This is a genomic window from Acidovorax sp. FG42 (genome assembly GCF_057809195.1).
In genome coordinates this window covers 1-22,076 of record NZ_JBMDJM010000012.1, presented here as the reverse complement: position 1 = coordinate 22,076, position 22,076 = coordinate 1, and the positions used below count along the sequence as shown (strand labels likewise).

Here is a 22,076-nt window from a genome sequence, read left to right as displayed (position 1 = left end):
TTCGGCCAAACCGCACGAAACGCGCAAACCTACTCCATGCCCTGGAAAAACTGGTCTTCCGAACGCCTTGGTCTCGCCCTCGCCATCCTCGCGGCGCTGGGTTTCTCGTTCAAAGCCATCTTTGTGAAGCTGGCCTATGCCGTGCCCCAGGCGGCACCGGTGGATTCCGTCACCCTGCTGTGCCTGCGCATGGCGTTTTCGGTGCCCGTGTTCGCCTGGGTGGGCTGGCGCGCCAGCCGCAACCTGGCCCCGCTGGCGGGGCGCGACTGGCTGGCCATCGTGGCACTGGGCCTGCTGGGCTACTACGGCGCGAGCATTCTCGACTTCATCGGCCTGCAGTACATCACCGCCAGCCTGGAGCGGCTGATCCTCTTCACCTACCCCACGCTCACCATCGTGATCGGTGTGCTGTTCATGGGCAAGCGGGCCTCTCGCCGGGAGCTGGGTGCGCTGTTGTTGTCCTACGCGGGCATTGGCTTGGCCTTTGCGCACGACCTGCATGTGGCGGGCGATTCGCACGCCGTGTTGGTGGGCGCAGGGTTTGTGTTTGGCTCGGCCGTGTCGTATGCGTTCTACCAGGCAGGCAGCGAGCCCGCCATACGCCGCATGGGCGCGGCGCGCTTCACGGCGCTGGCGATGCTGGTCTCCACGGGCGCCACACTGCTGCATTTTGTGGTGTCGCAGCCTGCGGGTGCGCTGGTGCAGCCCGCGCCGGTCTACCTGCATGCGCTGGGCATGGCCGTGTTCTCCACGGTGTTGCCGGTGTTCATGACCTCGGCCGCCATCCGCCGCATCGGCGCCTCCAAGACCGCGCTGATCGGCACTCTGGGGCCTATCCTGACGATCTTTTTTGGTGTCTGGCTGCTGGATGAACCGTTGACCTGGTGGCAGATGGGTGGTGCGGCGCTGGTGCTCGCGGGGGTGATGTTGATCAGCAAAATCAGCATACTGCCGGGCTCCATGGGGTTGATGGACAGGACTTTTCTGCTCTACAAAAAGTAGTACAGCACTCGTCTCCCACGATCTGCCGATCCACTGCGCTCCAGCGCCCGATACCAGACGTGGACGCAAAAAAGCCCGCACGGAGCGGGCTTTGAGCCGAAGGCGAAAACCTGTTCAGGCACGCGGAATGGGCGCACCCGAGTTCACACACAGCGCCATGTTCAGCGCCTTGATCGCAGTCTTATAGTCCTCGCGTTCGATCACGAACTGCATGTTCACCTGGCGCAGTGTCTGGGACACGCAATTCACGTTGACCCGCGCATCGGCCAGCGCCTGCGCGGCCTTGGCCAGCACGCCAGGGATGCCGATGTTGGAGCCAATGGTGCACACGATGGCGCTGGGCTTGATCGTCACGACCTGGTAGTCCTTCTGCAGCTCGGCCACCAGCTCGGGTGTGACCTGGTTGTCCCACACCAGATGGGCGATGGAGTTGGCGTTGGTCGCCTTGAGGATGTAGCTCACATCGTGCTTGCAGAACACGTTCATCAGGCCCGCATCAAAGCCCACGGTACCCACCATGCTGGGGTCGTGGATTTCGATCAGCGTGACCTTGTCGGTGCCCGTGACAATCTCCACGCGCGCGCGCTCGCCCACAAAATCCTTGGTGATGAGCGTGCCGGGGTGGTCGGGCTCAAACGTGTTCTTCAGGCGGATCGGGATGCCGGCCAGTTCCATGGGCTTGGCGGCCTTGGGGTGGATGGCTTCCATGCCCACGTCGGCCAGCTGGTCGGCCACGTCGTAGTTGGTGGCGCCCACCACGATGGCGTTTTCCAGGCCCACCAGGTTGGGGTCGGCGGACGACAGGTGGAATTCCTTGTGGATCACGGCCTCGGCGGGGCGCACTTCCACGGCGATCTTGCTGAAGGTGACCTCGGAGTAGCCCCGGTCAAACTCGCGCATGATGCCTTCGGTGCCCTTGGTGTAGCCCGTGGCCACCACCACCTTGTCGCTCAGGTCCAGGCCCTTGAAGCTGTTGGCAATGCGCTCGTCAATCGTCCAGGCTTCGTTGTCGTCAAAACCGGCCAGGTCCATCAGCAGGGCATTGACGCCATTGGCCTTGAGGATCTCGACAGAGTTGAACGCGCTGTGCGACTCGCCAATCGAGGCCAGCACTTCGCGCGCCGCGAGCAACACGTCCTTGCGGCTCAAATAGCCGCTGGCCAGCACGTGCTGCATGGCGTTCAGATATTCGCGTGCCTGGGCAATGCGCTGGTCAATAAAGGCATCGGCCACATCCAGCGGCAGGCCCAGGTCGGCATAGCCTGCGTTGAGCTTTTTAAGGCTGGCAGCCAGTTGCGTCAAAGCATCCTGGTAACCCTTGCCTTCGGCAAACAGGGCATAGATGCCGCGCTCGCCCGTCTTCTTGTGCTCCAGCAGCTGGTTCGTCACGCCCGAATAGGCGGACACCACGTAAATCCGGCCGTTAATGCGCTTGGGGTCGTGCAGCACGATGTGGCGCAACACATCGCCAAAGGCGGTCATCGAGGTGCCGCCGATCTTCTCGACAGAGATCTTGGAGTTTTGAACGTCTTGCATGGACAGGCTCAGGGGAGCAAAAAGGTTGGAAAGCTGGACGGGTGCTCTGCCAAGGGGCTCAGCGGCAGGAAACCCTCTATTTTCCACGACTTTTACCGGGGCACTTTGACGCAGGCCATCTTGATACAGGTGCCGTCAGCGCTCGAATAGCGTGGACCTGCGAAGCAGACGCAGGCCCCAGGCGCCGATCCATCACCAGACTGGGGACGTGGCGGCGTTTACGAGAGTGGCTCGGGAGGCGCTGCGGCAGCCTCTTCGGCGCACAGGCCCCATTGGTCCCAGTCCTCGCCAAACAGCTCTGAAGGGTGCTGGGTGCGGTCAGAGCCATTGCCGCAGCGCATGGCATTGGCTGGGCAGTAACGATCGCACCCCCAGCACACCCGCTCCGGATGGGCGGGGGCTTGGGGGAACCTTTTGGCTGCTGCCATGGCGGCGCTCAGGCGGTTGCGACTGCTGCCTTCGCTCGGATCGTCAGATCACTTCTTCTGCGGCGGCACATCCGTGCAGCTGCCATGCGCAATCTCCGCCGCCATACCGATGCTCTCGCCCAGCGTGGGGTGCGGGTGGATGGTCTTGCCGATGTCCACAGCGTCCGCGCCCATTTCAATCGCCAGAGCGATCTCGCCAATCATGTCGCCCGCATGCGTGCCCACCATGCCGCCGCCCAGGATCTTGCCGTGGCCATGGGCCTCGGGCGAGTCGTCGAACAGCAGCTTGGTCACGCCTTCGTCGCGGCCGTTGGCAATGGCGCGGCCGGAGGCCGTCCAGGGGAACAGGCCCTTCTTGACCTTGATGCCTTGGGCCTTGGCCTGGTCTTCCGTCAGGCCCACCCAGGCCACTTCGGGGTCGGTGTAGGCAACGCTCGGAATCACGCGGGCGTTGAAGGCGGCGGCTGCCAGCTCCCTGTTGCCCTGCAGTTCACCAGCGATGACTTCAGCCGCCACGTGTGCCTCGTGCACCGCCTTGTGCGCCAACATGGGTTGGCCCACGATGTCGCCGATGGCAAAGATGTGCGGCACGTTGGTGCGCATCTGGATGTCGACGTTGATGAAGCCACGGTCCGTCACCGCCACGCCTGCCTTTTCGGCAGCGATCTTCTTGCCGTTGGGCGTGCGGCCCACGGCCTGCAGCACCAGGTCGTACACCTGTGGCTCGGGGGCGGTGCCGCCCTCTTCCGCTGGCGCGAACGTGACCTTGATGCCTTCGGGTGTGGCCTCGGCGCCGACGGTTTTCGTCTTCAACATGATGTTGTCGAAGCGCTTGGCATTCATCTTCTGCCAGATCTTGACGAGGTCGCGGTCAGCGCCCTGCATCAGGCCATCCATCATTTCCACCACGTCCAGGCGTGCGCCCAGGGTGCTGTAGACGGTGCCCATTTCCAGGCCGATGATGCCGCCGCCCAGAATCAGCATGCGCTTGGGGACTTCCTTGAGCGCCAGGGCGCCGGTGGAATCGACCACGCGCGGGTCGTTGGGCATGAAGGGCAGGCGCACGGCCTGGCTGCCGGCGGCGATGATAGCCTTCTTGAAGGCGATGACCTTCTTGGTGCCCGTCTTCTCCTGGCCGGTGCCGGTGGTTTCTTCCACTTCGAGATGGTTGGCGCCGACAAAAGCACCGTAGCCACGCACGGTGGTCACCTTGCGCATCTTGGCCATGGCGGCCAAGCCACCGGTGAGCTTGCCGATGACCTTTTCCTTGTGGCCGCGCAGCTTGTCGATGTTGACGGCGGGGGCGCCAAAGTCCACGCCCAAGTCGGCCATGTGGCTGACTTCGTCCATGACGGCTGCCACGTGCAGCAGCGCCTTGGACGGGATGCAGCCCACGTTAAGGCACACGCCGCCCAAGGTGGCGTAGCGCTCGACGATGACGACCTTGAGGCCCAGGTCGGCCGCGCGGAAGGCTGCGCTATAGCCGCCGGGGCCGCCTCCGAGCACGAGCACGTCGCAGTCCAGATCGGCGGAGCCTGCAAAGCTGGATGCTACCGGATTGATAGCTGCTTGCGCTTGCGGCACAGGCGCTGGAGCCGCTTTTTGCTCAGAAGCGGCAGGCGCTGGGGCCGCAGCAGGTGCCGGCGCTGCCGCGCCTGCGCCCTGCACTTCCAGCGTCAGCACCACCGAGCCTTCGGCGACCTTGTCCCCGAGCTTGACCTTGAGTTCCTTCACAACCCCAGCATGGCTGGAGGGGATCTCCATGGAGGCCTTGTCGGACTCCACGGTGATCAGGCTCTGCTCGGCCTTGATGGTGTCGCCGGGCTTGACCAGCACTTCGATGATGGCCACTTCGGCGAAGTCGCCGATGTCGGGCACCTTGATGTCGATGATTGCCATGTGTGTTGCCCTCGCGTTACATCACGATGCGGCGGAAGTCCGCCAGCAGCGAGGCAAAGTACACGTTGAAGCGTGCGGCGGCAGCACCGTCGATCACGCGGTGGTCCCAGCTCAGGCTCAGCGGCAGCATGAGGCGTGGAGCGAACTGCTTGCCGTCCCACTTGGGCTCCAGGCTGCTCTTGCACACGCCCATGATGGCGACTTCAGGGGCGTTGATGATGGGCGTGAAGTAACGGCCACCAATGCCACCCAGCGAGCTGATGGAGAAGCAGCCACCGGTCATATCGGCCGGGCCGAGCTTGCCGTCGCGCGCCTTCTTGGCCAGGTCACCCATCTCTTGCGAGATCTGGACGATGCCCTTCTTGTCGGCGTCACGGATGACAGGCACAACGAGGCCGTTGGGCGTGTCGGCCGCAAAGCCGATGTGGAAGTAGTTCTTCAGCACCAGTTGGTCGCCGTCGAGCGAGCTGTTGAACTCGGGGAACTTCTTGAGCGCGGCCACGGCGGCCTTGATCATGAAGGCGAGCATGGTGACCTTGACACCACTCTTCTCGTTCTCCTTGTTGAACTGCACGCGGAAGGCTTCCAGGTCGGTGATGTCCGCGTCGTCATGGTTGGTGACGTGCGGGATGACAACCCAGTTGCGGTGCAGGTTGGCGCCGCTGATCTTCTTGATGCGCGAGAGGTCCTTGCGCTCGACGGGGCCGAACTTGGTGAAGTCCACCTTGGGCCAGGGCAGCAGGTCCAGACCCACGCCAGAGCCGCCGGATGCCGCAGCGGGCGCCTTGGCGGCCTGGGCCTTGGTCTGCACGGCGCCTGCCATCACCTGCTTGGTGAAGGCGGCCACGTCGTCCTGGGTGATGCGGCCCTTGGGGCCGGTGCCCTTGACTTCGTCGATGGGCACACCCAATTCGCGGGCGAACTTGCGCACCGAAGGCGATGCGTGGGGCAGGCCTGCGGTGGGGGTGCCGGGCTGGTGGGCTGGGACAGGCACCGAGGCTGTGGCAGCGGCAGGTGCTGCGGCGGTAGCCACAGCAGGGGCGGCCACGGGCACAGGTGCCGGTGCAGCGGCCGCAACGGGTGCGGGAGCTGCGGCCTGGGCCGGGGCCGCTGCGGCGGCAGCGCCTTCGAGCACAGCGACCAGATCACCGATATTGACGGTGTCACCAATCTTGACCTTGAGTTCCTTGAGCACGCCCGCGGCGGGCGATGGGATCTCCATGGAGGCCTTGTCGGATTCGACGGTGAACAAGGATTGCTCGACCTTGATGGTGTCGCCGACCTTGACCAGCATCTCGATGACGGCCACGTCCTTGAAGTCGCCGATGTCGGGCACGCGCACTTCGACCGGGCCAGCAGCCGCTGGGGCAGCAGCAGGAGCCGCCGGTGCTGGTGCCGGCACTGGGGCGGGCGCGGGAGCAGCTGCGGCAGGAGCCGGTGCAGCGGCCGGAGCTGCCGCAGCGCCTGCCTCAGCGGACTCCACCACAGCAATCACAGAGCCCTGCTTGACCTTGTCGCCCAGCGCAATCTTGAGTTCCTTGACCACGCCTGCGTGGCTGGAGGGGATCTCCATCGACGCCTTGTCGGATTCGACGGTGATGAGCGACTGCTCGGCCTTCACGGTGTCGCCCACCTTGACCAGCAACTCGATCACGCCCACTTCGTCGAAGTCCCCGATGTCCGGGACTTGAATGTTGACCAATGCCATTGTTCTGTCTCCGTTCGTTTTATGCGTAGAGCGGGTTGATCTTGTCAGCATTGATGCCGTACTTGGCAATCGCCTCGGCCACCTTAGTGACGGGCAGCACGCCGTCTTCGCTCAGTGCCTTGAGGGCGGCCACGACGATGTAGTGGCGGTTCACCTCGAAGTGCTCGCGCAGCTTGCTGCGGAAGTCGCTGCGGCCAAAGCCGTCGGTGCCCAGCACCTTGTAATTGCGGCCCTTGGGCACAAAGGGACGGATCTGCTCGGCATAGGCCTTCATGTAGTCGGTGGATGCGACCACAGGGCCGGTGCTGGTGCCCAGCTGCTGCGCCACGAACGGCACGCGTGGTGTTTCCAACGGGTGCAGCAGGTTCCAGCGGTCCACGTCCTGGCCTTCGCGGGTGAGCTCGTTGAAGCTCGGGCAGCTCCACACGTCAGCCTGCACGCCCCAGTCGGCAGCCAGCAGCGTTTGCGCGGCCAGTGACTCGCGCAAGATGGTGCCGGAGCCCAGCAGCTGCACGCGCTTGTCGCCTTCGGCGCCGGGCTTGCACAGGTACATGCCCTTGATAATCTGCTCTTCGGTACCCGCCGTGAGGCCCGGCATGCTGTAGTTCTCGTTAAGCAGCGTGATGTAGTAAAAGACGTTCTCTTGCTGCTCGACCATCCGCTTGAGGCCACGGTGCATGATCACTGCGACTTCGTGGGCAAAGGTGGGGTCGTAGCTCACGCAGTTGGGGATGGTGTTGGCCAGGATGTGGCTATGACCATCTTCGTGCTGCAGACCTTCACCGTTCAGCGTGGTACGGCCCGAAGTGCCGCCCAAGAGGAAGCCACGCGCCTGCATGTCACCCGCCGCCCAGGCCAGGTCGCCAATGCGCTGGAAGCCGAACATGGAGTAGTACACGTAGAACGGCACCATGATGCGGTTGTTGGTGCTGTAGCTGGTGGCGGCAGCAATCCAGCTGGCCATGCCGCCGGCTTCGTTGATGCCTTCCTGCAAGATCTGGCCGGCCTTGTCTTCCTTGTAGTACATCACCTGGTCGCGGTCGACCGGGGTGTACATCTGGCCCTTGGGGTTGTAGATGCCGATCTGGCGGAACAGACCTTCCATGCCGAAGGTACGCGCCTCGTCCACCAGGATGGGCACCACGCGCGGGCCCAGGGCCTGGTCGCGCAGCAGTTGCGTGATGAAGCGCACGTAGGCTTGCGTGGTGGAGATTTCGCGGCCTTCGGCCGTGGGCTCGAGGATGGCCTTGAAGGTGTCCAGCGCGGGCACGGTAAAGCTCTCGTCAGCCTTTACGCGGCGGTGCGGCAGGTAGCCGCCCAGGGCCTTTCGACGCTCGTGCAGGTACTGCATTTCCGGCGTGTCGTCGGCAGGCTTGTAGTACGGGATCTCGGCCAGCTGGCTGTCAGGGATCGGGATGTTGAAGCGGTCGCGGATGTACTTGATGTCTTCGTCCGACAGCTTCTTGGTCTGGTGCACGGTGTTCTTGCCTTCACCGGCCTTGCCCATGCCATAGCCCTTGACGGTCTTGACCAGCAGCACGGTGGGCTGGTTCTTGTGCTCGTTGGCGGCGTGGAAGGCAGCGTACACCTTGGCGGGCTCATGGCCGCCACGGCGCAGCTCAAACACCTCTTCGTCGGTCATGTGCTCGACGAGCTTGAGGGTTTCGGGGTACTTGCCGAAGAAGTTCTTGCGGACAAAAGCGCCGTCATTGGCCTTCATGGCCTGGTAGTCGCCGTCGAGCGTTTCCATCATCAGCTGCTTGAGCTTGCCGCTCTTGTCGCGGCGCAGCAGCTCGTCCCAGCCATTGCCCCACAGCAGCTTGATCACGTTCCAGCCCGCGCCACGGAACTCGCCTTCGAGTTCTTGCACGATCTTGCCGTTGCCACGCACAGGGCCATCCAGACGCTGCAGGTTGCAGTTGATGACGAACACGAGGTTGTCGAGGTTTTCACGCGCGGCCAGGCCGATCGCGCCCAGGGATTCGGGCTCGTCCATTTCACCGTCGCCGCAGAACACCCAGACCTTGCGGTTTTCGGTGTTGGCGATGCCACGGGCATGCAGGTATTTGAGGAAACGTGCCTGATAGATGGCCATCAGCGGGCCCAGCCCCATGGACACCGTGGGGAACTGCCAGAACTCGGGCATCAGCTTGGGATGGGGGTAGCTGGACAGCCCCTTGCCGTCCACTTCCTGGCGGAAGCTGTCGAGTTGCTCTTCGGTCAGGCGGCCTTCGAGGTAGGCACGGGCATAGATGCCGGGGGCGCTGTGGCCCTGGATGTAGAGCAGGTCGCCGCCATGGCCTTCGCTCTCGGCATGCCAGAAATGGTTGAAACCGGCGCCAAACATGCTGGCCACCGAAGCAAACGAACCGATGTGGCCGCCCAGGTCGCCGCCATCGGCGGGGTTCAGGCGGTTGGCACGCACCACCATGGCCATGGCGTTCCAGCGCATGTAGGCGCGCAGACGCTTTTCGATGGCGATGTTGCCGGGGCAGTGGGCCTCTTTTTCAGGCTCGATGGTGTTGACGTAGCCCGTGTTCGCAGAGAACGGCAGATCGATGCTGCTCTGGCGGGCGTGTTCAAGAAGTTGTTCCAACAGGAAGTGGGCGCGCTCCGGGCCCTCCTTGTCGATGACGGCGGACAGCGCGTCCATCCATTCACGGGTCTCTTGCTGGTCGGTGTCGGAACCGATGCCGAAACCGGCCTGAGGGTCGGGCTGAGCTGACATGCTTTGTCTCCTGTAGGTGTGGCAGCAATTTAGTACGTTGGCTCTAGTTTCGCATATTTTTTCGTAATTTCAAATGGTGCCTATGCATTTCATATTGCAATAATTTGCTGCAAATGCACATGACCCAGCAGACTGGGACCCCGCCAGGGCTCCTCTACACTCCACGCATGGATTCGATGCCTACCGCCCCCTCCCCCACGGCCCCGACCGTGGCTGCGCCCATTCGCTGGTGGCGCAAGTGGTGGCGCGGCTTGTCGCCCACCCGGCAAGACCGGTTTGCCGCACTGGCCCCGCTGGCGGCGGTGCTGATGTTTCTGGCGGCCATCGTGGCGGCGTTCTGGTATTTGCGCGCAGAAGAGGCCGAGCGCGAGCAAGAAGCCCTGCGGCGTGACGTGGAATACGCACAGCAGCGGGTGCGCCTGCGCCTGCTGGAACGGCAAGAGCAGCTCATGCGCATTGCACGCGACCTGTCCAACCAGGACCTCGGCAAGGCCGAGTTCATCAGCCGCGCCGAAGCGCTGATCAGCCAGTACCCGGAACTGCAGGCGATCACCTGGATTGACGACCGCCGACGTATCCGCGCGAGCCAGGCCGCCCCCACGCTGGCCAGTGGCGAGTTGCGCATTGCAGGTGAAGTGCTCAAGCCCGGCGAGACGGCCGACACCTTTGGCCTGGCGCGGGACCTGCAGCAACCCGTGTACGCCCAGCCGGCAGCCACCACGGGCGACGCCGCCCCGCTGCTGCAGTTGCAGGTGCCCCTCAACAACCAGGGCAAGTTCAGCGGCGTGGTGCTGGGTGAGTACTCCATCGACAGCCTGCTGCGCTATGGCACCCCCACCGAAGTGCTGGCGCGTTATGCAGTGACCCTGCTCGACAGCAAGAACCAGGTGCTGGCGGGCACGCCGCTGGGCCCGCGCAACAAGGCCACGCAGTTGTTACCCTGGACACCCAAGGCCAACGAGTATGAAGTGCCCGTCTCTCCCGTCGGCAACGGCTTGGTGCTGCGCGCACAGGCTTACCGCACGTCGCTCGGCGTGGTGGGCAGCGGCCTGTTCTGGCTGGTAGGTACGCTGAGCGCAATGACCGCCTGGATGCTGATCGCCACCTGGCGCCACACCCGCCGCCGCATGCAGGCGCAAGAGGCCCTGGTGGCCGAAACCAACTTCCGCCGGGCGATGGAAAACTCCATCCTCACCGGCATGCGCGCCCTCGACATGGAAGGCCGCATCAGTTACGTGAATGCAGCGTTTTGCCAGATGACAGGCTGGAGCGCGGAAGAGCTGGTGGGCCTGAAGGCCCCCTTCCCCTACTGGCCCGAGGCCGACCACGAAACCCTGCAGGCCAAGCTGCGCGACGAGCTGCGGGGCAACACCATGGCGGGCGGCTTCCAGGTACGCGTCAAGCGCAAGAGCGGGACGCTGTTCGACGCCCGGCTCTATGTGTCTCCGCTGATCGACGCCCATGGCCAGCAGACAGGCTGGATGACGTCGATGACTGACATCACCGAGCCCAACCGCATCCGCGAACAACTGTCGGCGTCGCACGAGCGCTTCACCATCGTGCTGGAGTCTCTGGACGCCTCGGTGTCGGTGGCCCCCTTAGGCAGCGAAGAGCTGCTGTTTGCCAACAAGCTCTACCGCCAGTGGTTCGGGTCGCAAACCGGCGGACACCTGCAACTGGTGGCGCAGGCAGGCGTGGTGCCGATTGCGGGCAAGGAGCAAAGCGGCATGGACGATGAGGACGGCCTGATGGGCCTGCCCACCGACACGCTGACCAGCGCCCGCAGTGAAAACGCCGAGATCTACCTGCCCGACTTGGGAAAGTGGCTGGAAGTGCGCTCGCGCTATCTGAACTGGGTGGACGGCCGCTTGGCCCAGATGGTGATTGCCACGGACATCACCCCGCGCCGACTGGCTGAAGAGCAAGCCCAGCGACAGGCTGAGCGCGCCCAGTCGGTCAGCCGCCTTATCACCATGGGCGAAATGGCATCGAGCGTGGCGCACGAGCTCAACCAGCCGCTCACGGCCATCAACAACTACTGCAGTGGCATGGTTTCGCGCATCCAGAGCGGCCAGCTCACCGAAGAAGCCCTGCTCACGGCCCTGCAGAAAACCGCCCACCAGGCGCAGCGCGCGGGCCAGATCATCCAGCGCATCCGCTCGTTCGTGAAAAAGAGCGAGCCCAACCGCGCGCTGGCCGATGTGCATTCAATGGTCAACGAAGCCGTGGAACTGGCCGACATCGAGCTGCGCCGGCACAACGTGCGCCTGACGCACTATGTCGCCGCGCGCCTGCCGCAGGTGATGGCCGACACCATCCTGATCGAGCAGGTGCTGGTCAACCTGATGAAGAACGGCGCCGAAGCCATCCAGCACGCCGACCGCCCCGCCCCGAATCGCAGCGTGGAACTGCGTGTGGTGCCCAAGCAGATCGATGATCGCCAGGTGGTGGAGTTTTCGGTGCAGGACACCGGCAAGGGCCTGGCCCCTGAAGTGCTGGAGCGCTTGTTCGAGGCCTTCTTCTCCACCAAGCAGGAAGGCATGGGCATGGGCCTCAATTTGTGCCGCAGCATCGTCGAGTCGCACCAGGGCCGGATGCAGGCGGAGAACCTCTACAATGGCTCGGAGGTTACAGGCTGCAGGTTCTCCTTCTGGCTGCCGCTTGCCAAGCCTGCTGATGCCACTACAAATTCAGTAGCAAACGAACAAAACCCAAGGACTGTTGCATGAGCTTGATTCCGAAAAAAGGCACTGTTTACGTTGTGGACGACGACGAAGCAGTTCGCGATTCCCTGCAGTGGCTGCTGGAAGGCAAGGACTACCGGGTGCGCTGCTTTGATTCGGCCGAGACATTCCTGTCGCGCTACGACCCTCGCGAAGTCGCCTGCCTGATCGTGGACATCCGCATGGGCGGCATGACGGGCCTGGAACTGCAAGACCGCCTGATCGAGCGCAAATCCCCGCTGCCCATCGTCTTCATCACCGGCCACGGCGACGTGCCCATGGCCGTGAACACCATGAAGAAGGGCGCGCTCGACTTCATCCAGAAGCCGTTTGACGAGGAAGAACTGGTCGGTCTGGTCGAGCGCATGCTGGACCACGCCCGCGAGAGCTTCGCAGGCTACCAGCAGGCCGCCAGCCGCGACGCCCTGCTCTCCAAGCTCACCAGCCGCGAAGCGCAGGTGCTCGAACGCATCGTCGCCGGCCGCCTGAACAAGCAGATTGCCGACGACCTTGGCATCAGCATCAAGACGGTGGAGGCGCACCGCGCCAACATCATGGAAAAGCTCAACGCCAACACTGTGGCGGACCTGCTCAAGATCGCCCTGGGACAGAACGCGCCCAAGGGCTGATCGCTCTTATTTTGATAGCTATCAGCGCATGTTCCACTAGCGCTACTGGCCATTTTGACTTGTATTTCTGACATGACAGCCCAACTCATCGACGGCAACGCCCTTTCTCGCCAACTTCGCAGCGAGGTGACGCAACGCGCTGCGGCGCTGAAAACCCGTGGCGTGACGCCTGGGCTCGCTGTAGTTCTGGTGGGCGACAACCAGGCCAGCCAGGTCTATGTGCGCAACAAGGTCAAGGCCTGCGAGGACAGCGGCCTCCACTCGGTACTCGAAAAGTACGATGCCGATATGACCGAGGCCGCACTGCTGGCCCGCGTGGAAGCGCTCAACAACGACCCGGCCATCCACGGCATCCTGGTGCAGCTGCCGTTGCCCAAGCACATCGATGCGCAAAAGGTCATCGAAGCCATCTCACCCGCCAAGGATGTGGACGGCTTTCACATTGCCAGTGCGGGTGCGCTCATGACCGGCATGCCCGGCTTCTGGCCCTGCACGCCTTACGGTTGCATGAAGATGCTGGAGAGCATCGGCTACAGCCTCAAGGGCAAACACGCCGTAGTCATCGGCCGAAGCAACATCGTGGGCAAGCCTATGGCGCTCATGCTGCTCGGCCAGAACGCCACCGTCACCATCTGCCACAGTGCCACGCAGGACCTGAAGGCACAAACACTGCAGGCCGACGTGATCGTCGCGGCCGTGGGCAAACGCAATGTGCTGACTGCAGACATGGTCAAACCTGGCGCCGTGGTGATCGACGTGGGTATGAACCGCAATGACGAAGGCAAACTGTGCGGCGATGTGGACTTTGACGGCGTCAAGGAAGTGGCAGGCTGGATCACCCCCGTCCCTGGCGGGGTTGGCCCCATGACCATTACCATGCTGTTGGTGAACACCATCGAAGCCGCTGAGCGGACCGCCGCGCGCTGACCGCGCCCGGGGAAGACGCCAGCCGCTTTGCAACTTGAACCTGCGCCGCCCGGCGCCATCTAACCCCGCATGAGCAACGCCCTCCTCGACTTCTCCGACCTCCCCGCCTTTGACCGCATCACCCCGCAGGATGTCGCCCCTGCGGTTGATGTGCTGCTGGAGCGTGCCAACCAGGCCCTGGAGACCGTCACGGCGCCCGACTTTCCTGCCCGCTGGGACGCCATCGCCAAGGTGCTGGACGTAGCCACCGAACAGCTCGGACGCGCCTGGGGAGCCGTCAGCCACCTCAACAGCGTAGCGGACACGCCGGAGCTGCGCGCCGCCTACAACGCCGCCCTGCCCCGCGTCACCGAGTTCTGGACCCGCCTGGGCGCCGACGAACGTCTCTACGCTAAGTACAAGGCCATTGACCCCGCCACCCTGACGTCCGAGCAGCGCCAAGCCCACCGCAACGCGGTGCGCAACTTTGTGCTCAGCGGCGCCGAACTGACCGGGGCCGCCAAAGAGCGGTTCGCCCAGATCCAGGAACGCCAGGCCGAGCTGAGCCAGAAGTTCAGCGAGAACGCGCTCGACGCCACCGACGCCTTTGCTTACTACGCCACCGCCGAAGAACTGGATGGTGTACCTGCTGATGTGCAGCAAGCCGCTCTGGCGGCCGCGCAGGCGGAAGGCAAGCCAGGCTACAAGCTCACCCTGAAGATGCCTTGCTACCTGCCGGTGATGCAGTTTGCCACCCGCAGCGATCTGCGTGCCAAGCTGTACCGCGCCTATGTCACCCGGGCCTCAGACCAAGCCGAGGGCGATGGCCAGAAGTTCGACAACACGGCGCTGATCGGCGAAATCCTGGCACTGCGCCGGGAAGAAGCCCAGTTGCTGGGCTACGCCAACTTTGGCGAAGTGTCTGTCGTGCCCAAGATGGCGCAGTCCCCTGCCGAAGTCATCCAGTTCCTGCGCGACCTCGCCCGCCGCGCCCGGCCCTATGCGGAGAAGGACGTGGCCGATCTGCGCGCTTTTGCCACAGAACACCTGGGCCTGACCGACCCGCAGCCCTGGGACTGGCCCTACATCTCCGAAAAGCTCAAGGAAGCCCGCTACGCCTTCAGCGAGCAAGAGCTCAAGGCATATTTCACGGCCCCCAAGGTGCTGGCAGGTCTGTTCAAGATCATTGAGACGCTGTTTGAGGTGTCCATCCGCCGCGACACTGCTCCGGTGTGGCACCCTGCGGTGGAGTTCTATCGCATCGAACGCAACGGCCAGCTGGTCGGCCAGTTCTACCTCGACCAGCCCGCCCGCACCGGCAAGCGGGGCGGCGCCTGGATGGACGACGTGCGCACGCGCTGGCAACGCCCCGACACGGGTGTCTTGCAAACGCCCATCGCCCACTTGGTCTGCAATTTCGCGGACGGTGTGGACGGCAAGCCACCCCTGTTGACGCACGACGACGTGATCACGCTATTCCACGAGTTTGGTCATGGACTGCATCACATGCTGACCCAGGTGAACGAACGCGATGTTTCTGGCATTGGCGGCGTCGAATGGGACGCCGTGGAGCTGCCCAGCCAGTTCATGGAAAACTTCTGCTGGGAATGGGATGTGCTGCGGCACATGACCGCCCACGTGGACACCGGTGAGCCGCTGCCGCGCGCGTTGTTCGACAAGATGATCGCCGCCAAGAACTTCCAGAGCGGCATGCAGACGCTGCGCCAGATTGAGTTCGCGCTGTTCGACATGCTGCTGCACACCGAACACGACCCGGCTCAGGACTTCATGCCCCTGCTGACCCAGGTGCGCCAGGAAGTGGCCGTGCTGCAGCCGCCCCCGTTCAGCCGCACGGCCCACACCTTCAGCCATATCTTTGCCGGCGGCTATGCAGCGGGGTACTACAGCTACAAATGGGCCGAGGTACTCAGCGCCGACGCCTACGCCGCCTTTGAAGAAACCGCCGGTACCGACGGCTTGCCCAGCACCGAAACCGGGAGACGCTACCGTGAGGCCATCCTGGAAGCGGGTGGCAGCCGCCCCGCCATGGAGTCCTTCAAGGCCTTCCGTGGCCGCGAGCCCAGTCTGGATGCCCTGCTGCGCCACCAGGGCATGGCGGAAGAGCTGACTGCCTGAGGCCGCAGACCGAAAAACCGCAGCCTGACCCATAACAACCAAAGCCCACAAGAATGAGGAGAACCCGCATGCCCCGTCTTACGTTCGTCCCTGCTGCAGCTGCTTCCTTGTTGATGGCCTTGGCATCTGTAGGTGCTCAGGCGCAGGCGGTCTATCGCATCGTTGGACCGGATGGCAAGGTGACCTTTTCGGACCGCCCCCCCGCCGAGGCTACTGCCCAGCCAGCGCGCAGCAGTGCCGCCCCGGCAAGCCCTGCGGCTGGCAACGGAGCGTTGCCCTACGAACTGCGGCAGATTGCCAACCGGTACCCGGTGACCATCTACACCGGCAGCGACTGCGCGCCCTGCGGCAGCTTGCGCAACCTGCTCACGGCACGCGGTGTGCCTTACACCGAACGCACTGTGGTCAGCAATGAAGACATCGCGGCACTACAGCGCTTGAGCGGCAATTCCAGCCTGCCCTTTGGCACCATCGGGGGTCAACAGTTGGTGGGTTTTTCTGACGCCGAGTGGATCCAATACCTCGACGCGGCGGGCTACCCCAAACAATCTCAGTTGCCCAGCAACTATCGCCAGCCAGCGCCCGCACCACTGGTCGCGGCTAAGCCGGTAGAAGCGGCACCAGCGGCCGCTCCAAAAGCTCCTGCGCGGCCCACGCCACCACCACCGGCGAATGATGGTCCCACGCCGAGCAATCCAGCGGGCATCCGGTTCTGACAGTGCCATGTGACCGCTACCTGCCGTGAGACCATTTGCTCACCCAGCAAAAAGGGGCCTTGACAGGCCCCTTTTGCATTGACTTTGCATCAAAAGACAGTGGGCTTGGGAGTGCTCAAGCCACCGCCCTAATCGTCAATAGGTGATCGTCTGCACCCCCTGCGCAGTGCCCAGCAGGCACACGGACGCCTTCTGGTGGGCAAACACCCCCACGGTCACCACGCCAGGCCATTGGTTGATCTCGGATTCGAACGCCAGCGGATCGGTGATGGACAGGCCCTTCACGTCCAGAATGTGCTGGCCGTTATCGGTCACCAGCGGCTGTCCGTCTTTGAGGCGCAGGCTGGCCTGTCCACCCATGGCCGCAAAACGGCGCGCAATGTGGTTGGCTGCCATCGGGATCACTTCCACTGGCAATGGAAACTGGCCCAGGGCTTTCACTAACTTGGATTCGTCGGCAATACACACGAAGCGTTCGGCCAACGCCGCCACGATCTTCTCGCGGGTCAATGCAGCACCGCCGCCCTTGACCATATGGCCCTGGCCATCGATTTCGTCGGCGCCGTCGATATAGACAGACAGTGAAGACACTTCGTTGGCATCGAACACGGCAATGCCCAGTGCCTTCAGGCGCTCCGTACTGGCCACGGAGCTGGATACAGCGCCCTTGATCTGGTCCTTCATGCCCGCCAGGGCATCAATGAACTTGTTCACGGTGGAGCCCGTGCCCACCCCCACAATCTCGCCAGGCACCACGTATTGCAGCGCGGCTTGGCCTACCAGGGTCTTGAGTTCGTCTTGGGTGAGGGGAGTGGTGGTCGTCATGGGAGAAAATCGGGGGTAATCCTGAATTATCCCTCCATGTCCCTCATCCCCTACGCCCTCACCCGCCCGTTTCTCTTTGGCATGGACGCCGAAGCCGCCCACGAACTCACCATGGACATGCTAGCGCGCGGACAGCGCACGCCGCTGCAGTGGGCCTGGTGCAACGAAACGGTGAACGACCCTATTAGCCTGGCGGGGCTGACGTTTCCCAACCGCGTGGGCATGGCGGCGGGCCTGGACAAGAATGCGCGCTGCATCGACGCGCTGGGCGCCATGGGTTTCGGCTTTGTGGAAGTGGGCACCGTAACCCCCAAGGCGCAGCCAGGCAACCCCAAGCCACGCATGTTCCGTCTGCCCGAGGCCCGCGCCCTCATCAACCGCCTGGGCTTCAACAACGAAGGCCTCGAAGCCTTTTTGCGCAATGTGCAGCAGGCGCAGTTTCGCAAGCAGACCCGCCAGCAGCACCCCATGCTGCTGGGCCTCAATATCGGCAAGAACGCCACCACCCCCATCGAGAACGCGACCAGCGACTACCTGATCTGCCTGGAGGGTGTGTACCCCCATGCCGACTACGTCACGGTCAACATCAGCTCGCCCAACACCCAGAACCTGCGCGCACTGCAAAGCGACGCCGCCCTGGACGCCCTGCTGGGCGCAATCGCCGAGCGGCGTGAGGCCCTGGCCACCCGTCACCAACGCCGTGTGCCAGTCTTCGTGAAGATTGCCCCCGACCTGGACGAAGCCCAGGTGGCCATCATCGCTGCGACGCTGCAGCGCCACGGCATGGACGGCGTGATCGCCACCAACACCACCATCAGCCGCACCGCAGTGCAGGGCATGCGCCATGCGGAAGAGACGGGAGGGCTGAGCGGTGCCCCGGTGCTGGAAGCCAGCAACCAGGTCATTCGGCAACTGCGCGCCGCATTGGGCAGCGGCTTCCCCATCATTGGTGTGGGCGGCATCCTGAGCGCTGACGACGCCGTGAGCAAGATTCGCGCAGGTGCAGATGTGGTGCAGATCTACACTGGCCTGATCTATGAAGGACCGGCGTTGGTCGTCAAGGCCGCCAAAGCCATCAAAGCCCTGCGCTGACCCGCAGGGCCCACAAGCCCCGGGGCTTATGCCCCATGAAAAAACGGAGCCTCTGATATCAGGGCTCCTTTTTGTTGCTCTATGGGATGAGCTGCGGGATACAACTGCACACCGCAGCACTGCTCAGCGCCGCAAGCGCATCAGCATGGGTAGGACAATGCCTGCCCACCGGATCAACCTGCGCGGGCCAGCCACCAGAGCAACACCGGCCATGGCCGCCACCACCAGTGGATGTTCGCGCGCAAACCCGGCGGCGCGCAGAGCCAGTGAGGCGTCCGCACCGCCCGAGGGGCCCCCAGCTTGCTCCGCGAGTGCGTGGGCGTGGGCGTGGGCCTGGGCCCGGGCTACGCGGCGGGCACGCAGCCGCTCACGCTGTAGTTCGATACGGTCGAGCACACGCTGCTGCTCCACGGTGGGTGTAGTCCGCGCCACAGGCGCACTCCGTGGTGTGGTGGTGGAATGTGGGGTACTCACAAGCGCTCCTTGATGTCACGCCAATCCTGCGCGAGCTCTCGCCGCGTCAGTGCGAAACCACTGCCCGCACGTTGGGCCACAGACACCAACGAGACCGTGGCAGCCGCCCAGCCAGCAGCCCACACGCCAGCCACCAGCCATGCCACCAGCGTGCGCTGTGGCGAATCCCAAAAGTGCACCAGCACGGCCAGCGACACCATGATGAGCGCCACCACCGTGAGCCCGGCCACCAGGATGGTGAGCACCAGCAATTGCTGAAGGAGTTGTTTAAGGTCCGCCCATTCGAGGCGGGCCAGGTCCATGCGGTCTTCGGCGGCGATGGCCCCCTCGATAAGGTTGGCACGCCAGCGGGCCGCCAAGCCCTCCAGCCCCAGCAGCGAGAGCCAATTCATGTCTTGTCGCCTTTGTGCTGTGCCGTCATATCGGATGAGGGATCAGCGGCAATCAACGGCGCGCCAGCAGGAAACCGACCAACGCGCCCACAGCCAACGCCGCACCTGCCACACGCCACGGTTCGTCATGGGCATAACGGTCGGCCGCCAATGCCGCTTCCTTGGCCTGGCGTGCTGCGTCCTGGGCTGCGCGAACAGCAGATTCGCGCACGTTGTGCATGCCGTCGTCCAGGCGCTGGCGAAGCAACTTGATTTCGGGCACTGCGTCCAGATCCTTGTTGGCCAACAGCCCCCGCAGATCGGAAACCAGCTTTTCCAGTTCGCCCTGGGTGGTCGTGGTGTCAGAAGCAGTCATACAAGCCTTTCTGTGTAGTGCCAAAAGTGATGGGAAATCCCGCACGCCAACGTGGAGGACTGAAGTTCATCTTAGCCATCCGCGCAGAAACCCCTCGTAGGACGGGGACGCAAGAGGTTACTGATTGCAAATGGCTTGCCGCAGATCAAACCAGCGCAGCCACATGCTCCGCAATGGCGAGGGCACTTGTCAAGCCGGGCGACTCGATACCAAACAGGTTGACCAGCCCCGCCACCCCATGCACGGTGGGCCCTTGAATGACAAAATCTGCCGCCGGTGCATCCGGCCCGTGAATCTTGGGGCGCATGCCTGCATAGCCGGGCGCCAGAGCGCCATCTTGCAAACCAGGCCAGTATTTGCGCACTTCGGCATAAAAGGCATCGCCGCGCGCTGGGTCCACCTGCAGATCGTCAGGCGAATCCACCCACTGCACGTCCGGGCCAAACTTGGCTTGTCCGCCCAGGTCCAGCGTGAGGTGCACACCCAACCCAGCCGCCTCGGGCACCGGGTAAATCAGCCGGCTGAAAGGCGCCTTGCCCGTCAACGTGAAGTAGTTGCCCTTGGCATAAAACGCCGTGGGCACATGCTGCGGGGCCAGACCGCCAAATCGCGCAGCCAGCGCGGGGGCATGCAGCCCAGCGGCGTTGACCACGGTGCGAGCGCGCAGGCGCGTGCCATCCACTGCTTCCAAATCAATAGCATCAGAGCCAATAGATGCTAGCGCTAGTGGCGAATTCAGCGCCACAACACCACCCGCATGCTCCAGATCGCCCTGCAGCGCCAGCATGAGCGCATGGCTATCGACGATGCCGGTGCTGGGCGAGTGCAAGGCACCGACGCAGGCCAGCGCGGGCTCCATCTCCAGGGCTTCTTCACGGCTCAGGCGTTGGAGATCGAGCACTCCGTTGGCACTGGCGCGCGCCTGGATGCCTTCCAGGCTGTCCAACTGGGCTGCAGAGGTAGCCACCAACAACTTGCCGCAACGGCGGTGGGGCACGCCGCGCTCCGCGCAGTAGGCATAGAGCAATTCCTTGCCCCGCACGCACAGGCGGGCCTTGAGCGACCCTGCGGGGTAGTACAGCCCCGCGTGAATCACTTCACTATTACGCGAACTGGTGCCGGTGCCGATGGCGTCTGCCGCTTCCAGCACCATCACCTCCCTACCCTGCAGCGCCAGCGCGCGGGCCACTGCCAGCCCCACCACACCCGCGCCCACCACCACACAATCCACCGTATCGATCATCCGTGTGTCTCCATGCCTCACCTGGCGAGTGACGGGTCAGCCTGTTCAAAACCATCGAGCACGTTGACGGCATTGGTACCCAGTTCGGCCGCCGCATAACCGCCCTCCAGCACGAACACCGTGGGCAGACCGAGCCGCGCCAGCCGCTCGCCCAGGCGCGTGAAATCAGACGAGGCCAGCGCAAACCGCGAGATGGGATCGCCCTCGAACGCATCGAGTCCCAGCGAAATCACCAGTCCGTCTGCGCGGTATTCCGCGATGCGTGCGCACGCCTTCTCCAACGCGTCGAACCAGGTCGCCGCGCTGGTGCCGGCGGGCAAAGGCAGATTGAGGTTGAAACCGACGCCAGCCCCCTCGCCCGTCTCATCGGCGTGGCCCAGGTAAAAGGGGTATTCCGTGCGCGGGTCGCCGTGGATGCTGATAAACAGCACATCGCTGCGGTCGTAAAAGATGCTCTGCGTGCCGTTGCCATGGTGGTAGTCCACATCCAGCACTGCCACACGCTGGGCGCCCTGGTTGCGTAGGGTCTGTGCGGCCACGGCGGCGTTGTTCAAAAAGCAATAGCCGCCCATGAAGTCCGGGCCCGCATGGTGGCCTGGCGGCCGTGTGCAGCAAAACGCGGCACGCGTGCCTTGTGCTACGCGAGCCGCTGCGCTGGCTGCCGCATCTGCCCCGGCCTTGGCTGCGGCCCAGGTGCCTGCCGCCATGGGGGTGCCGTTGTCCATCGAATACAGACCGAGGCGCGCTACGAAGTTGTCGGGCTCCACATCGCTGCGCAGCGTGCGCACTGGCCATACCGACGGAAAGGGTTGTACCGCAGCGTTGCCGGGGTCCAGCGCCAGCCATTGTTGCCACGCGGTCTGCAGAAAGGCCAGGTAGCGCGGTGCATGCACTTGCTCCAGCACGGCACTGCAATCCACATCAGGAGCCACCATGGTGTGGCCGCGTGCACGCAGGGCCTCCTCCACATAGTCCACCCGTGCGGGCTTTTCAAAACACGGCACGCGTTCGCCACGGAAGAATTCGTGGACGGGCGCATGCCCCTGGTGCAAGGGATTGTGGAAGGTGATCATGGATGCTGCGTTGCAGGTACGAGGGACAACTGTAGCGTGCCAGCCCCCCGCAAAGCTCCATCACCGATCGCTACGACGGTTTTGCGGGCTGCACGGCCTCTCGGACCGAAAAAGAAAAAATCCCTGCAGGTCAATAACCTGCAGGGATTTTCAAATTGGTGGGTGATACATGGATCGAACATGTGACCCCTGCCGTGTGAAGGCAGTGCTC

Annotated in this window: 18 protein-coding genes; 7 read left to right on the top strand and 11 right to left on the bottom strand. The window is 63.7% G+C overall.

What is annotated here, in order from left to right; all coding sequences use genetic code 11:
- Window positions 1-36: 36 nt before the first annotated feature.
- Window positions 37-1,002 (top strand): DMT family transporter, encoded by a 966-nt coding sequence (locus tag ACODSM_RS13650; RefSeq protein ID WP_488805634.1) that lies wholly within the window; start codon window positions 37-39, stop codon window positions 1,000-1,002.
- A 114-nt stretch (window positions 1,003-1,116) separates the two neighbouring features.
- Here ACODSM_RS13650 and ACODSM_RS13645 read toward each other — a convergent pair whose 3' ends face one another.
- From ACODSM_RS13645 to aceE, 5 genes are all read right to left on the bottom strand, one after another.
- Window positions 1,117-2,538 (bottom strand): aspartate kinase, encoded by a 1,422-nt coding sequence (locus tag ACODSM_RS13645; protein WP_060987711.1) that lies wholly within the window; start codon window positions 2,536-2,538, stop codon window positions 1,117-1,119.
- 218 nt (window positions 2,539-2,756) lie between these two features.
- Entirely contained in the window at window positions 2,757-2,966 is a 210-nt protein-coding gene (locus ACODSM_RS13640) for a DUF3079 domain-containing protein (RefSeq protein WP_015014002.1), read from the bottom strand.
- Window positions 2,967-3,014: 48 nt separating this feature from the next.
- Complete coding sequence (gene lpdA, locus ACODSM_RS13635; RefSeq protein ID WP_488805633.1) at window positions 3,015-4,865, bottom strand: dihydrolipoyl dehydrogenase; 1,851 nt, start codon at window positions 4,863-4,865, stop codon at window positions 3,015-3,017.
- Between the two features lie 16 nt (window positions 4,866-4,881).
- Window positions 4,882-6,573 (bottom strand): dihydrolipoyllysine-residue acetyltransferase, encoded by a 1,692-nt coding sequence (aceF, locus tag ACODSM_RS13630; RefSeq protein ID WP_488805632.1) that lies wholly within the window; start codon window positions 6,571-6,573, stop codon window positions 4,882-4,884.
- Window positions 6,574-6,592: 19 nt separating this feature from the next.
- Window positions 6,593-9,301, bottom strand: coding sequence for a pyruvate dehydrogenase (acetyl-transferring), homodimeric type (gene aceE / locus ACODSM_RS13625; RefSeq protein ID WP_488805631.1), 2,709 nt, complete (start codon window positions 9,299-9,301; stop codon window positions 6,593-6,595).
- 167 nt (window positions 9,302-9,468) lie between these two features.
- Here aceE and ACODSM_RS13620 point away from each other — a divergent pair, with 167 nt between their 5' ends.
- From ACODSM_RS13620 to ACODSM_RS13600, 5 genes are all read left to right on the top strand, one after another.
- Window positions 9,469-12,030 (top strand): PAS domain S-box protein, encoded by a 2,562-nt coding sequence (locus tag ACODSM_RS13620; RefSeq protein WP_060984581.1) that lies wholly within the window; start codon window positions 9,469-9,471, stop codon window positions 12,028-12,030.
- On the top strand, window positions 12,027-12,653 hold the full coding sequence (locus ACODSM_RS13615; RefSeq protein ID WP_015013997.1) for a response regulator transcription factor: 627 nt from the start codon (window positions 12,027-12,029) through the stop codon (window positions 12,651-12,653). The genes ACODSM_RS13620 and ACODSM_RS13615 overlap by 4 nt, the downstream gene beginning before the upstream one ends.
- Before the next feature lie 72 nt (window positions 12,654-12,725).
- Window positions 12,726-13,580, top strand: coding sequence for a bifunctional methylenetetrahydrofolate dehydrogenase/methenyltetrahydrofolate cyclohydrolase FolD (gene folD / locus ACODSM_RS13610; RefSeq protein WP_488805630.1), 855 nt, complete (start codon window positions 12,726-12,728; stop codon window positions 13,578-13,580).
- Window positions 13,581-13,649: 69 nt separating this feature from the next.
- Entirely contained in the window at window positions 13,650-15,695 is a 2,046-nt protein-coding gene (locus ACODSM_RS13605) for a M3 family metallopeptidase (protein ID WP_488805629.1), read from the top strand.
- Between the two features lie 68 nt (window positions 15,696-15,763).
- Window positions 15,764-16,411 carry a DUF4124 domain-containing protein gene (locus ACODSM_RS13600; protein WP_488805628.1) on the top strand — a complete coding sequence of 216 codons (648 nt, stop codon included), beginning with the start codon at window positions 15,764-15,766 and terminating at the stop codon, window positions 16,409-16,411.
- Window positions 16,412-16,546: 135 nt separating this feature from the next.
- Here the strand turns inward: ACODSM_RS13600 and rpiA are convergent, their stop codons facing one another.
- Entirely contained in the window at window positions 16,547-17,236 is a 690-nt protein-coding gene (gene rpiA, locus ACODSM_RS13595; RefSeq protein ID WP_060984586.1) for a ribose-5-phosphate isomerase RpiA, read from the bottom strand.
- Window positions 17,237-17,272: 36 nt separating this feature from the next.
- Between rpiA and ACODSM_RS13590 the strand changes: the two genes are divergently transcribed.
- The gene (locus ACODSM_RS13590) at window positions 17,273-18,328 is read left to right on the top strand and encodes a quinone-dependent dihydroorotate dehydrogenase (protein WP_488805627.1); all 1,056 of its coding nucleotides are present in this window, start codon (window positions 17,273-17,275) and stop codon (window positions 18,326-18,328) included.
- A 123-nt stretch (window positions 18,329-18,451) separates the two neighbouring features.
- Here ACODSM_RS13590 and ACODSM_RS13585 read toward each other — a convergent pair whose 3' ends face one another.
- From ACODSM_RS13585 to ACODSM_RS13565, 5 genes are all read right to left on the bottom strand, one after another.
- The gene (locus ACODSM_RS13585) at window positions 18,452-18,802 is read right to left on the bottom strand and encodes a hypothetical protein (protein ID WP_488805626.1); all 351 of its coding nucleotides are present in this window, start codon (window positions 18,800-18,802) and stop codon (window positions 18,452-18,454) included.
- A complete protein-coding gene (locus tag ACODSM_RS13580) occupies window positions 18,799-19,194 on the bottom strand; it encodes a phage holin family protein (protein ID WP_488805625.1) in 396 nt (131 codons plus the stop codon). Before ACODSM_RS13580 ends, ACODSM_RS13585 begins: the two co-directional genes overlap by 4 nt.
- A gap of 52 nt (window positions 19,195-19,246) precedes the next feature.
- On the bottom strand, window positions 19,247-19,549 hold the full coding sequence (locus ACODSM_RS13575; protein WP_008904788.1) for a DUF883 family protein: 303 nt from the start codon (window positions 19,547-19,549) through the stop codon (window positions 19,247-19,249).
- 145 nt (window positions 19,550-19,694) lie between these two features.
- The gene (locus ACODSM_RS13570; protein ID WP_488805624.1) at window positions 19,695-20,792 is read right to left on the bottom strand and encodes an NAD(P)/FAD-dependent oxidoreductase; all 1,098 of its coding nucleotides are present in this window, start codon (window positions 20,790-20,792) and stop codon (window positions 19,695-19,697) included.
- 17 nt (window positions 20,793-20,809) lie between these two features.
- Window positions 20,810-21,865 carry a histone deacetylase family protein gene (locus tag ACODSM_RS13565; protein WP_488805623.1) on the bottom strand — a complete coding sequence of 352 codons (1,056 nt, stop codon included), beginning with the start codon at window positions 21,863-21,865 and terminating at the stop codon, window positions 20,810-20,812.
- Window positions 21,866-22,076: the final 211 nt, after the last annotated feature.

Bases quoted from the DNA above. Each gene is read 5' to 3' on its own strand.
- ACODSM_RS13565 (WP_488805623.1), bottom strand. From the start codon at position 21,865: ATGATCACCTTCCACAATCCCTTGCACCAGGGGCATGCGCCCGTCCAC.
- ACODSM_RS13650 (WP_488805634.1), top strand. From the start codon at position 37: ATGCCCTGGAAAAACTGGTCTTCCGAACGCCTTGGTCTCGCCCTCGCC.
- lpdA (WP_488805633.1), bottom strand. From the start codon at position 4,865: ATGGCAATCATCGACATCAAGGTGCCCGACATCGGCGACTTCGCCGAA.
- ACODSM_RS13640 (WP_015014002.1), bottom strand. From the start codon at position 2,966: ATGGCAGCAGCCAAAAGGTTCCCCCAAGCCCCCGCCCATCCGGAGCGG.
- ACODSM_RS13590 (WP_488805627.1), top strand. From the start codon at position 17,273: ATGTCCCTCATCCCCTACGCCCTCACCCGCCCGTTTCTCTTTGGCATG.
- rpiA (WP_060984586.1), bottom strand. From the start codon at position 17,236: ATGACGACCACCACTCCCCTCACCCAAGACGAACTCAAGACCCTGGTA.
- ACODSM_RS13580 (WP_488805625.1), bottom strand. From the start codon at position 19,194: ATGAATTGGCTCTCGCTGCTGGGGCTGGAGGGCTTGGCGGCCCGCTGG.
- ACODSM_RS13620 (WP_060984581.1), top strand. From the start codon at position 9,469: ATGGATTCGATGCCTACCGCCCCCTCCCCCACGGCCCCGACCGTGGCT.
- aceE (WP_488805631.1), bottom strand. From the start codon at position 9,301: ATGTCAGCTCAGCCCGACCCTCAGGCCGGTTTCGGCATCGGTTCCGAC.
- ACODSM_RS13575 (WP_008904788.1), bottom strand. From the start codon at position 19,549: ATGACTGCTTCTGACACCACGACCACCCAGGGCGAACTGGAAAAGCTG.
- ACODSM_RS13600 (WP_488805628.1), top strand. From the start codon at position 15,764: ATGCCCCGTCTTACGTTCGTCCCTGCTGCAGCTGCTTCCTTGTTGATG.
- aceF (WP_488805632.1), bottom strand. From the start codon at position 6,573: ATGGCATTGGTCAACATTCAAGTCCCGGACATCGGGGACTTCGACGAA.
- ACODSM_RS13570 (WP_488805624.1), bottom strand. From the start codon at position 20,792: ATGATCGATACGGTGGATTGTGTGGTGGTGGGCGCGGGTGTGGTGGGG.
- ACODSM_RS13645 (WP_060987711.1), bottom strand. From the start codon at position 2,538: ATGCAAGACGTTCAAAACTCCAAGATCTCTGTCGAGAAGATCGGCGGC.
- ACODSM_RS13615 (WP_015013997.1), top strand. From the start codon at position 12,027: ATGAGCTTGATTCCGAAAAAAGGCACTGTTTACGTTGTGGACGACGAC.
- ACODSM_RS13605 (WP_488805629.1), top strand. From the start codon at position 13,650: ATGAGCAACGCCCTCCTCGACTTCTCCGACCTCCCCGCCTTTGACCGC.
- folD (WP_488805630.1), top strand. From the start codon at position 12,726: ATGACAGCCCAACTCATCGACGGCAACGCCCTTTCTCGCCAACTTCGC.